The 11,906-nt window shown below is 55.0% G+C and carries 10 protein-coding genes; all 10 read left to right on the forward strand.

Annotated features, from left to right (window positions below; genetic code table 11):
* Nucleotides 1–91 precede the first annotated feature (91 nt).
* The 10 genes from rfbF to Q1B13_RS12205 all read left to right on the forward strand — a co-directional run bounded on the left by rfbF (nucleotide 92) and on the right by Q1B13_RS12205 (nucleotide 11,710).
* Nucleotides 92–898 (forward strand): glucose-1-phosphate cytidylyltransferase, encoded by an 807-nt coding sequence (rfbF, locus tag Q1B13_RS12160; protein WP_298935030.1) that lies wholly within the window; start codon nucleotides 92–94, stop codon nucleotides 896–898.
* Between the two features lie 7 nt (nucleotides 899–905).
* Nucleotides 906–2,033 (forward strand): CDP-glucose 4,6-dehydratase, encoded by a 1,128-nt coding sequence (rfbG, locus tag Q1B13_RS12165; RefSeq protein WP_299080200.1) that lies wholly within the window; start codon nucleotides 906–908, stop codon nucleotides 2,031–2,033.
* A 24-nt stretch (nucleotides 2,034–2,057) separates the two neighbouring features.
* Nucleotides 2,058–3,272 (forward strand): aminotransferase class I/II-fold pyridoxal phosphate-dependent enzyme, encoded by a 1,215-nt coding sequence (locus Q1B13_RS12170; protein ID WP_299080197.1) that lies wholly within the window; start codon nucleotides 2,058–2,060, stop codon nucleotides 3,270–3,272.
* Entirely contained in the window at nucleotides 3,272–4,168 is an 897-nt protein-coding gene (locus Q1B13_RS12175) for a class I SAM-dependent methyltransferase (RefSeq protein WP_299080195.1), read from the forward strand. The genes Q1B13_RS12170 and Q1B13_RS12175 overlap by 1 nt, the downstream gene beginning before the upstream one ends.
* Before the next feature lie 74 nt (nucleotides 4,169–4,242).
* Nucleotides 4,243–5,205 (forward strand): NAD(P)-dependent oxidoreductase, encoded by a 963-nt coding sequence (locus Q1B13_RS12180; protein ID WP_299080192.1) that lies wholly within the window; start codon nucleotides 4,243–4,245, stop codon nucleotides 5,203–5,205.
* Entirely contained in the window at nucleotides 5,202–6,200 is a 999-nt protein-coding gene (locus Q1B13_RS12185) for a glycosyltransferase family 2 protein (protein ID WP_299080189.1), read from the forward strand. Before Q1B13_RS12180 ends, Q1B13_RS12185 begins: the two co-directional genes overlap by 4 nt.
* Nucleotides 6,201–6,206: 6 nt before the next feature.
* On the forward strand, nucleotides 6,207–7,265 hold the full coding sequence (locus tag Q1B13_RS12190; protein ID WP_299080186.1) for a glycosyltransferase family 4 protein: 1,059 nt from the start codon (nucleotides 6,207–6,209) through the stop codon (nucleotides 7,263–7,265).
* 39 nt (nucleotides 7,266–7,304) lie between these two features.
* On the forward strand, nucleotides 7,305–9,125 hold the full coding sequence (locus tag Q1B13_RS12195) for a hypothetical protein (RefSeq protein WP_299080183.1): 1,821 nt from the start codon (nucleotides 7,305–7,307) through the stop codon (nucleotides 9,123–9,125).
* Nucleotides 9,126–9,138: 13 nt separating this feature from the next.
* A complete protein-coding gene (locus tag Q1B13_RS12200; protein ID WP_299080181.1) occupies nucleotides 9,139–10,398 on the forward strand; it encodes an O-antigen ligase in 1,260 nt (419 codons plus the stop codon).
* 109 nt (nucleotides 10,399–10,507) lie between these two features.
* Nucleotides 10,508–11,710 (forward strand): glycosyltransferase family 4 protein, encoded by a 1,203-nt coding sequence (locus Q1B13_RS12205; RefSeq protein WP_299080178.1) that lies wholly within the window; start codon nucleotides 10,508–10,510, stop codon nucleotides 11,708–11,710.
* Nucleotides 11,711–11,906 lie beyond the last annotated feature (196 nt).

Raw genomic sequence — 11,906 nt, forward strand, 5'->3', positions numbered from 1 at the left:
AAACCCGCTCATGACTCGTTGGCGGAAACACCCCGAGCTCCAACGTGAAAGTGTAGATTTTTGAAAAGGTTTATTTGAGGGAGTAGCACGAATGAAAACAATTCTTCTGGCAGGAGGGCTGGGTTCACGGCTCGCCGAAGAAACAGTCGCGATTCCAAAACCAATGGTCGAGGTTGGCGGCAGACCCATCATCGCGCGCGTTATGGATATTTACAGCCATTTCGGGCATCGCGACTTCGTCGTGGCCGCCGGATACAAGGCGCTGCTGCTGAAGCAGTTCTTTGCCAATTACCACCTGATTGCGAACAACATCTCAGTGGCTCTCGATACCGGAGAGTTGAAGCTGGTGCCATCTGCACCGGGTGGCTGGAATGTGTCCGTGGTCGACACCGGGGCCCATACCATGACCAGCGGGCGCATCAGACGTTTGAAAGAGTGGATGAACCCGGGCGAGACTTTCATGTGCACCTATTCTGACGGTTTGGGTAACATCGACATCAACGCGCTGCTCGATTTCCACAAATCCCACGGCAAACTGGCAACGGTGACCGCCGTACAACCGCCTGCTCGGTTCGGGAATATCGAATTGAAGGGCGATCGTGTGGATGCGTTTACTGAAAAAGTACGCCGGCGCGAGACCTGGATTAACGGCGGGTACTTCGTGTTTGAACCGGGCGTCATGGACTACATGGTTGATGATACAGAACCATTGGAACAGTCGCCGCTGTCTCAGATGGCCCGCGACGGAGAGCTGATGGCATACCGCCATGACGGGTTCTGGCATCCGATGGACACAATCCGTGACCGCAACGCCCTGAACGCACTGAGCGAGGAAGAAACGCCTCCCTGGATGCAATTTGGTGAGCAAGCCTCGGCTGAATACCCGGTTGCAATTTGAGGGCAAAATGACGGCTCATGAGACTCAGATGTTCGGCGGCCAGTTTAATGGCCGCCGCGTCCTTGTGACGGGGCATAGTGGCTTTAAAGGCGGCTGGATGTCGCTTTGGCTGCAGCGCCTAGGGGCCAGTGTTACCGGTCTGTCGCTGCCGCCAGAGCCGGGACCGTCCTTGTACGAAGCCTGCGACATCGGCGCAGCGACCGATAGTCGTTTCGCCGATATCCGGGACCCAGCCCAACTATCGGAAACACTAGCAGCGGTGGATGCCGAAATCCTGTTTCACATGGCGGCCCAACCGCTTGTTCGGAAATCGTATCGCGAACCGGCTGAAACATTTGCAACGAATGTTCAAGGTACGGCCAACGTCCTGGAAATCGGCCGTAAGATGCCGTCGCTAAAGGCAGTGATCGTGATCACCAGCGACAAATGTTATGACAATCGCGAGTGGGTTTGGGGCTATCGCGAAAGCGATCCGTTGGGTGGCAAAGACCCCTATAGCGCCTCGAAAGCTGCAACCGAACTTGTTGCACAGTCGTATGCGCATTCGTTCTTTTCCGACCCCAACGGCCCCAGGCTGGCAACTGTGCGTGCCGGGAACGTGTTTGGCGGCGGTGATTGGGGTGAAGACCGTTTGGTTCCGGATATCATTCGGGCATGGTCTAAGGGCGACCCGGTTGTGATCCGCAACCCGGCCAGCGTTCGACCTTGGCAACATGTGCTGGAGCCGGTCTCTGGCTATCTGCAGGTTGCCGAGAAAATGCTGACGGGTGGGGAAAACTATGCCGGGGCTTGGAATTTTGGCCCCGATGTCTCCAGCACCGTTGATGTTAGGCAGTTGGCCGACATGATCCAGCGCGCCTGGGGGGCAGGCGCGCCGGTGTTCGACTTCGCAGACCAGATCTCCGACGCGCCACACGAGGCCGGCATTCTTCGGCTGGACAGCACAAAGGCGCAGACCCGGTTGGGCTGGCGCCCGCGCTTGACATTACAGGACGCAATCAATCTGACCGCAGATTGGTACAAGGCACATGCCACAGGTGGGAACATGGCGCAGATCACAAATGCGCAGATCGACCATTTTGAACACCTGATATCATCAGTAGAACCAGACCGCCCGACGGTCGCAGCGCAGTAAACGGTATTTTTAGGAGTAAGATTAATGAGAGTGAATTACGGGCAGACTGTACACGGCCAGGAAGAGATTGATGCCGTTGTTGAGGTTTTGAAGACATCTACCCAGATGGGCCCCAAAGTGCGCGAAATGCAGGAGAAAGTATCTACTCTATTCGCCAAATCGCACGGAATTATGACCAATTCGGGTTCATCAGCGAACTATTTGGCGGTCGAAATTCTGGACCTGCCCAAAGGCAGTGAGGTTATCACGCCCGCGCTGACCTTTGCCACAACCGTTGCGCCTTTGGTGCGTCAGGGTCTGGTGCCCGCTTTTGTGGATGCCGCAGAAGGCACCTACAACATCGACGTGGATCAAATCGAACGGATGATCACGTCGAATACGTCTGCCGTTATGATCCCATCGCTGATCGGTAACCTGCCTGATTGGCGCAAGATACGCGAGTTGGCGGATGCACATGGATTGAAAGTGATCGAGGACAGCGCCGATACGCTGGGCGCCACGATGGAAGGCGTCAGTACCGGTAAATACTCTGACATTTCGACCACTAGCTTTTATGGCAGCCACGTCATCAACGGCGCAGGCAACGGCGGTATGCTGTGTGTGAATGATGACGAGCTTGCTCGCAAAGCGCTGCTAATGCGGTCCTGGGGGCGCAGCTCATCGCTGTTTGTGGAATCCGAGGCTATTGAAAACCGCTTTAACGTACAGTTGGATGGCATTGAATATGATGCGAAATTCCTGTTCGAAGCGCTAGGATATAACCTGGAACCCTCGGAAGTGAGTGCGGCGTTCGGGTTGGTGCAGCTGGGCAAGCTGGACAACAACATCAAGGTTCGCGAAGAGGCATATGATGCCCACCGTGCGTTCTTTGCGCAGTACGAAGAGTGGTTCATTCTGCCGGAACAACTACCGGGCTCTCGTACAGGTTGGTTGGCCTTCCCGCTGACCATCCGCGAGAACGCACCATTCACCCGGCGCCAGTTGCAGATTTTCCTGGAAACATCCGACATCCAGACCCGCCCGGTCTTTACCGGCAACATTCTGCGCCAACCAGCTATGAAAGGTTTGGAGTATCGCAGCGATCCAGCGGGCTACCCGGTATCGGATTCGGTTATGCGAGGCGGTATCCTGTTGGCGTGTCACCATGGCCTGACCCAGCCTCAGATCGACTATATGCATGAAAAGGTGACTGAATTCCTGACACCTCATGCTGCCGGACTCTCGCGGGAGGCATCCTGATGCCACTGGCCCCGACCGAGGCGATCAAGGATCTGATCCGGGACGACTTCAAGCAGGGGTCTGGCCCTTGCGCCGTCAACGGCGGGGTGCCGGTTTTTGTACGCTATGAAGACTCGGTCATTGAGCCGCCTAAACCAACGGATATCGAGGTTGAATCGCAGATCCACCGACCAGCGTATCGTGGCCCGATTAAATTCCTGAAACGATTGGCTTCGCCGATCAAGCAGGTCACTTTGCGTAACGTGGATCGGTTTGTGTCCGAGATGAAGGCACTAAACCCAAACCCTCGTGTTTTGATCGTGGGCGGCGGCAGCGTTGGGCAGGGGATGGGAAAACTGTATGACGATCCCAACGTCCAGATCTTTGCCTTTGACATCTATCAGTCGCCGAATATTCAGTTCGTGGCGGATGCTCATGACATTCCGATGCAGGATGATGTCTTTGACGGTGTGGTCGTTCAGGCTGTGCTGGAACATGTGCTTGACCCGCGCCAGGTGGCGTCCGAGATTCACCGGGTGCTGAAACCAGGTGGTCTGATCTATGCGGAAACGCCTTTTCTCCAGCAGGTACACGAAGGCCCTTATGATTTCACGCGGTTCACCGAAAGCGGGCACCGCTATCTGTTCCGCGCGTTCGAACGCATCGACTCGGGGGCCAGTGCCGGGCCGGGCGTGCAATTCATGTGGTCCGTGGACTATCTGTTTCGGGGGTTGTTCCGGTCGCGCACGGCAGGAAAAGTGGCTAAGCTTTGCGTTTTCTGGGCGCAGTACCTCGACCGTCTGATCCCGGAACCTTATCGGGTTGATGGCGCTAGTGGGGTGTTTTTCCTGGGCCGGAAGTCCGACATTGTGTTGAAACCAAAAGAGGCCGTTACGCACTATCAAGGCGCACAATAGGATTGCGACGACGTGCAGGCAGAGATGGGTATGTTTAGACATTTGGGGCATTATTGGCGCCCGGACAAGACGTTATGATGCGTGTTCTGGTTACTGGCGCAAACGGTTTCATCGGCTCTCATCTGGTTCGCGCATGCGCTGCCCGTGGGGATCATGTGACAGCACTTGTGCGGCCGACAGCGTCTACGGACCGACTGGGTGAAATGTCGTCAGCCGTTGATTTGCGTCGAGTAGACCTGACCACCAGTACAGACATCCGGAACGTGTTCGATGATTGTCGGCCCGATTTGGTGTTTCACGCTGCAGCCAGAACCCGCATTCCGGCTGTCGCAGATCTGTCTGACGCTGCCGAAAGCTTACATGAAAACGTCCAGAGCCTTTTGAACGTTTTGCACGCGTCGGCGAGTTGCGCAGCACCTCCGGGTGCGTTTGTCCGGCTGGGAACGATTGCGGAATACGGTGAAAACCCTGTTCCATACGTCGAAACGCAGTGTGAAAAGCCGCGAGACAGCTACGGTACGTCAATGCTGACTGGCACCAAGTACCTCGAGATGCTCCAACCTCGGTTGCCGTTCCCGGCAGTCACCGCGCGCCTGTCCTTGACCTATGGGCCGGGACAGACGGGGCAGCAGCTTGTTCCCTATCTCATCGACAACCTGCTGAACCATCGTACCGCGCAAATTGACAGACCGGAAGATGCACGGGATCTGATCCATGTGGATGACGTTGTGCGTGGTTTGCTTCTGCTGGGTTCTGACCCATTGGCAGCAGGACCAGTCGTAAACATCAGCACTGGCATCCCAACCAAGGTCCGCGAAGTTGCATTGATCTTGCAGCGATTGACCGAAACACCCGCAGCACTGCTGCAATTTGGCGCGGCAAGCGGCCCGGCAATCGACTTGATAAACCATCCGGGATTGATGAAATCCTGCTATGACTGGGCGCCAATAGTGGCCTTAGAAGAAGGTTTGAAGACCACGGTAGATTGGGCCAAGCGGCATACTCCCGGCGTCAAAGTCACAGGACAGGTAACATGACACTCGTTTCAATCCTCATTCCTGCCTACAACGAAGAAGAAAACGTGCAGATGGCCTATGACCGGGTCATCGCGGTGTTCGACGGTTTGGACGGGTACGAGCCCGAGATCATCTTTACCGACAATCATTCCGAAGACCGAACCTATGAGATTCTATCCGAAATGGCGGCAGCCGATCCGCGCGTCCGGGTCATCCGGTTTGCCCGGAACATGGGATATCAGGCCTCGGTCTTGACAGCATATCGCTCGGCCAATGGAGCCTGTGCTGTTCAATTGGATTGCGACATGCAGGATCCGCCCGAGCTGATCCCTCAGATGCTGGACCTGTGGAGACAGGGGAACCACGTTGTGTATGGCATCCGCCGCAGCCTGCCAGACGGACCGGTTGTGGCGGCCGCGCGGCGTGGTTTCTATGCGCTGATTGACATGATCAGCGACGATGATTTGCCGCGAAACGCGGGTGAGTTTCGTCTGACGGATCGACGCATCCTGGATGAGCTGCGCCGCGTCGATGACCGATCACCCTATGTTCGTGGTCTGATCAGCGGTATGGGGTTCAATCAGGTTGGGTTTGAATATGACCGTGCCGCGCGCACTGCGGGGGAATCAAAATTCCCTTTCCGCGCGATGCTGTCACTGGCTGTAGATGGGCTGATCAACCATTCGCTTTTGCCTCTGCGTCTGGCATCGATGATCAGTTTGACGGTTGGGCTTTCAATGTTCCTGCTGATGGTCGGTTATCTGATCGCCAAGGTTGTCTTTGGCCATGACTGGCCTGCTGGTTTTGCGACAACGACCATCCTTTTGCTGCTATCGATGACGCTGAACGCCATGTTTCTGGGCATTCTCGGCGAATATATCGGGCGCATCTTCCTGCAGTCCAAAGATCTGAACCGGCCAATCATTGAACATGAGCTTAATCGACCCGGTCCGAATGACCAGACGGCTGCGCCGCTGCGCGAGGCCGAAGAGCCGCGCAAGAAGATGTCAGGATAGTCCCGCGTGAAGCTGTTGATCATTCAGGGCGGGTTCGGGGCAGGGGGAGCTGAGAAGATTGTCTCGATATTGGCTGCGCACCGATTGGAGCGTGGAGACGAGGTACACGTCGCGGGCCTGACCATGCCCGAGGGTGGATCGTATTTCCCTTATCCAGACAACGTGACCTTGCATGTGGCCGACGCGAATGGCGGGCAGTTGGATCGGTTTCGCCATATTCGCAAAGTGGTTCAGGACGTCTCGCCGGATGTGGTTGTCACCTTTCTGACGAAGATCAATGTTCTGACGCTTCTGGCGACATTGGATCGGCCTACGCCGGTGATTATTTCCGAGCGCAACAACCCGCGTGCGCAATCTGCCCATCCGTTGTGGCGCCACGCCCAAAACTTGCTGGCCCGGCGTGCACGCACGGTGGTCATGCAAACGCAAAGAGCCAGCGAAGACCTGCCACGAGCGATCCAGCGCAAGGCCCGGATCATTTCCAATCCCTGCTCCTTGCCGGCCGGCGCCCGCGAGCATTTGGGCACTGGGACAAGTAACCTGGTTGCGGTGGGGCGACTGGACCGGCAAAAAGGGTTCGATTTGCTGCTTGCGGCGATGCCTAAGATTCTGAAAGGCAATCCGCAGGCGCGGCTGACCATTTATGGTGAGGGGCCAGAGCGAAAAGCGCTGGAAGCTCAGCGAGATCGTCTGGATTTGACGGATGTTGTTTCACTGCCGGGTCCAAGCCCGGCGCCGGGGGAATGGATGGATGGCGCGGATATACTGGTGTTTCCATCCCGCTACGAAGGGTTTCCAAATGTGCTGGCCGAAGCAAGCGTTACGGGCTTGCCCATCGTCTCATTTGACTGCCCCTATGGGCCGCGCGAATTGATCCGGCCAGAAGAGAATGGCCTTTTGGTCCCGTTGGAAGATGTCGACGCATTGGCGCAGGCGGTGCTTCGGTTGTCCAATTCTCCTGAGTTGCTACAACGAATGCGGGATGCGGATATGGAAAGCCGGGTCTGGCTGGCACCAGACAACATTCTTGCAGAGTGGGACGAAACAATCGACGATGCGGTCTAAGGCCCTGAAAGCGCCGAGAGACAGAGAAGGTCAGACCGGGTGAATATCTCGAACACTATACCGGACAGAACCAGCGAAATGCAGCTGGATGAGGATCAGGTCGAACGTCTTGGTCTGGTCGGCGTTCGTGCAATCGTGCGACGCAATCTGGTCCTGTTTCTGTCGGTGTTTGCGGCGATCATGTTGGTTGCTGTTTTGGTCGTCATGTTCAAGGACAGGCTATATGTGACCGGATCCGTCATTGTTCTGGATGACCGCAGGGTCACGATCCGGGCGGACCTTAGGCCGATCGCGAACCTCGAGGTCGCGCTGTCGGAAATGCAGACCGAGGTGGAAATTATCCGCTCTCGGGATTTTGCTGAGAAAGTCGTTAAGCGATTGGGGCTTGATGAAGACCCAACCTATAATCCGCTTTTGATGCGGGGCCTTGCTGACGCATATTCGCCCATTGAAAACTTGACAGAAACAACGTCCAAACTGCTGGAAAGCTATGTTGTTTCGCCTTACCGGAACACGCTGGGGATCGGGATTCAGGTTCACGACACGAACCCAACCCGAGCCGCCCAGATCGCCAACGAGATCGCACGGACTTACATTGATCTGACGCTAGAGATTCAGCAAAGCAGCGCGCATGAGAAAATCGACTTGCTTGTTGATCGAATGGGCGAGTTAGAGGAAGAAATTTCCGGCATCGAAACTGAGTTGTCCTACCTCATCCTGTCCAATCAATTGGATGACACCGTTGAAGGCACCGCCCTGTCTGCCGAGCTTCGAAATGTTTTGGTCCGATTGCGGTTCTTATCCGAAAGCGACGCACCCCAATCCGAGATCGAGCAGCTTGAACAGCGCGCGGAACGCGTGCAAGCGCGGCTTGAGCAACGTTCGAAAGCGGCGCAAGAGCGTATAACGTTGGAACAACGGCTTGAAGATCTATTGGCCCGACGCCAGATTCTGTTTCAACGCAACCGTGATCTGGCGGTTCATGCCGGATTGATGGAACCTTTGGCGCGTCAGATTTCAGTCGCGCAGCCGCCGCTTGAACCTGCGCTTCCAAACCGAAATACGGTTCTGGCGGGCAGCTTTGCCAGCGCGCTGGTCATTGCGTTTATTTGCATCCTGCTGCGGGAAATGCTGAACAAGCGGCTGTTCGTCCGCCGGTCCGTTCACCCTGCGCTTGGGCTGCAAGGGGCATTGGCCTTTCCTCAGTTTCCCCGCGCGGCGCGCCATAGCATTTCCGAACTGATCGCATTGTTCGATCAACGCATGCCACCCGACCCTCGGGCCGAAGGCGCCCGGCATGTTTTGTCAGTTCTGATGGATCGGTTGTCGCAGGACGGCTCGGCACGGATGGTGATTACCTCGTCCTCACAAACCGACCAATCCGCCTTTGTCACGCTGTGCCTGTCGGTTTCTGCGGCCAAGGACGGCTTGCGTGTCTTGTTCATAGATATCGATCCGACGGATGACCCCTCGGTCGCGGACCTGTTACCCCGCGCCAGGTCCCAATACGGCCTGCCGCTGTTGTTGGGCAACGCATTGTTGATGACGCAAGAAACAGTCGAAATCGCAGACAAGGTCAAATACGTCAGACCGTCGGTTGATGACCAGGTGCCTGTCGATCTGTTCGATTCACACAACATGTGGTCCGGGACAGCGGCGTTGAGCGATTTGTATGACCAAATAGTTATTCTCGTTCCTCCCATCACCGAAAACGCAGTACTTGGCCGGTTGCTCTCCTTTACGGACAACGTGGTGTTTATCACCCGTGACCAGTCGTCCGGTGTCGAGGAAATTGTCCGCTCATTGGAAAAGCTACGGCAATTGAATCTAGAGCCGACAAAGCTTGTGAATTTCGGATAGGCACGGTCGGATCATGTTTAAATCTGTCAACGAACACGTCATCCGAACACACACAAAGCCGGAAACACGACTTGAATTTGTACTGGTTGCGATCGCGGTCTTTTTCTCGCCGCTGAACTATTTTCGACCGGGGTTCGTGTTCTTTACGCTTGGAGATTTCTTCATTCTCCTGGCCTTTTTCGTGGTTTTGTTCAAGGGGCGCCTGCCGCTTCGCCCGCTGGGATCGGCCTCTACCCTCTGGTTCGCATCAGTACTGACTTTTCTGGCGGGCTTTGCCGCGGCATCGATCATCAATGGTGATGCGATGGCGGGTGCGCTGGGGCTTATGCAGTACTGTTTTTCCTTTGTGCTTCTGCCCTGGATCATCCTGAGACGATCACGGAAAGAAACAGAGACGCTGATTTTCCTTTTTGTCCTTTCTATTGCGCTGGCGATGATCCATGGCGCTTACTACGTCAACTTCGTCCCTGGTCGAAACGATTTTGTAAGCGGAAATGGACGTCTCAGCGGCTTGTTCGAGAAGGAAAATGAATCAGGGGTTCTGGCAGCACTATCACTGGTGTTTCTTGTGTGGTTGCGGGGTGTGCATCGCGTGACAACTCTGGGTGCAATCTTACTTTTCTTACCAGTGACTTATGGGGTGCTACTGACAGGATCAAATACAGCTTTCTATTTGTGTATCGTAGGCGTCACGCTTTTTGTTTTGCTGACCGGATCGGTGAAAGCAACCGTTGGTCTGACAATCGGTGTCGTCCTCTTCTTCATCGCGGCTGTGCTGTTTGGTGAGTTTTTCCTGCCCGAAGTGTTTCAGGAGCGCGTGTTCTCGGCGGTTCGTAACGCCGACATCAGTGAGTCCGGCACCATTGATGACAGGTTGTTTCTGATACAGGAATCCATGAAGTTCGGAAATGAAACGCTTTGGTTGGGATATGGCATCGACCAGTACGAAGAAAAAAGTGCAATCGGCGCACCTGTACACAATGCTTATTTACTGACTTTGACAGAAGGCGGCGCCGTTTCTCTTGTGGGTTTGGCTGGATTGTTTGCTTCCGGAATCTACGTGATCTGGCGCTACAAGATGATGATGGGTGGGGCGAAAGACACGGCACTGGCTGTTACAATTCTGATGATGTTGATGATGGTTCTGAATACATCGCCCCATTTCTACGCCCGGTTCTGGCTGGTGCCTTGGATGCTTGGCTTGTCAGTTTGTCTGACTGGGCGGGAAATCAAGCTTCCCTTGGTTGGGCGGCCTTTGAGACGGGCTCAGTGACGTGTTGACATTGGTCATCAGCCAGCACAATTTCGGGCGTATTTTGTTTAAGATGTTGATTGATTTCCGACCGTGTGGATTGGATAGCAAGTGACTGGAGTGTGTTGTATTGCAATCACTTGAACCCCGAAAAACCGGACAAACTAAACCTGTTCGCAAGATTGCGGTTGTTGCCAATCTGACATCTTCGCTGGTCAATTTCCGCTATGATCTGTTGCGTGAAATGTCGATGCGGGCCGAGGTAATTGCCTGTGGTCCGGAACGCCACGCGCCCAGCGAGGCCGCGCTTCGAGACATCGGCGTCAAGTTTGTAGAATTTCCAATGTCCCGCACTGGTATGAACCCGATCGAAGACATTGGAACCGTGCGCGCGTTAAAGCGCATATTCCAAGACTTTGAGCCGGATACTGTTTTTGCCTACACAATGAAGCCAATCATCTATGGATGCCTGGCAGCACGACTGGCGCGTGTGCCGCGAAAATATGCGATGTGCACAGGCTTGGGCTATGTGTTCAATGCCCAGAATACCAGCCTGAAACGACGGCTGGTCCGCGTACTTTCATCTAACCTGTACCGGTTTTCACTGAGGGGCGTTGACGAACTGCTGGTCTACAACAAAGCCGATGAAGAAGAGTTTCAGGCCCGTGGGATGGTCAGTGCAGGCACAGAGTTGAGCATCGTGCCGGGGTCTGGGGTGAACCTGACGAAATACGCGCATTCAAGCCCACCCGATGGGCCACCTGTGTTCTTGATGATCTCGAGGCTTCTAAAAGAGAAGGGTGTTTTTGACTTTGTCGAAGCAGCGCGTCTGCTAAAGCGCAAACACCCTCAGGCCCGGTTTCAGCTGTTGGGGCCGATGGATGCCAATCCAGACTCGGTCGGTCAGCGTGAGATAGACACCTGGACGCGTGAAGGTGTCGTTGAATATCTGGGCGAGACAACAGATGTTCGCCCCTATTTGAAAGACTGCTCGGTCTTTGTTTTGCCCTCGGCCTATCGAGAAGGAATACCGCGGACAATCCTTGAGGCGATGTCGACCGGACGCGCTGTCGTAACCACGGACGCGCCGGGGTGCTCTGACCCGGTCATCGAAGGCGAAACGGGTTTCGTCGTACCGATGCGCAACCCGCAAGCGTTGAGCAAAGCAATGGCAAAATTTTTGGACCAACCCGATTTGGTTTCGCAGATGGGGCAAGCCGCGCGCATACGCGCAGAAGCTGTATTTGATGTGCGGCGCGTCAACACAATTCTGCTTAGGAAAATGGGGCTGCTGCGGCAGCAAGAGCAGCTGGCGCCAACTAAGATCAGCTGACATATCTTCAGATTTTTCCCACTCGTAGTGAGGTGTGCCGGGTACAGAGCGTTGCCCAGCTCGTATGAAATAATCTCTGTTTTTCAGTATTTTGGCAAAAAACTATAAAACCTACGGGATTCCCCTAATACCCGTCATGCAGATGCTTTGATAAGTTGGGTTCAACCACAGATAAATACCGGTGAAGCCTTAGGGC

It is taken from the genome of uncultured Ruegeria sp., assembly GCF_947489545.1.
GTDB lineage: Bacteria > Pseudomonadota > Alphaproteobacteria > Rhodobacterales > Rhodobacteraceae > Ruegeria.

Excerpts from the sequence above, each read along its gene's own strand:
- Q1B13_RS12180 (WP_299080192.1), top strand. The coding sequence starts at position 4,243 with ATGATGCGTGTTCTGGTTACTGGCGCAAACGGTTTCATCGGCTCTCAT.
- rfbG (WP_299080200.1), top strand. The coding sequence starts at position 906 with ATGACGGCTCATGAGACTCAGATGTTCGGCGGCCAGTTTAATGGCCGC.
- Q1B13_RS12175 (WP_299080195.1), top strand. The coding sequence starts at position 3,272 with ATGCCACTGGCCCCGACCGAGGCGATCAAGGATCTGATCCGGGACGAC.
- Q1B13_RS12185 (WP_299080189.1), top strand. The coding sequence starts at position 5,202 with ATGACACTCGTTTCAATCCTCATTCCTGCCTACAACGAAGAAGAAAAC.
- Q1B13_RS12170 (WP_299080197.1), top strand. The coding sequence starts at position 2,058 with ATGAGAGTGAATTACGGGCAGACTGTACACGGCCAGGAAGAGATTGAT.
- rfbF (WP_298935030.1), top strand. The coding sequence starts at position 92 with ATGAAAACAATTCTTCTGGCAGGAGGGCTGGGTTCACGGCTCGCCGAA.
- Q1B13_RS12200 (WP_299080181.1), top strand. The coding sequence starts at position 9,139 with ATGTTTAAATCTGTCAACGAACACGTCATCCGAACACACACAAAGCCG.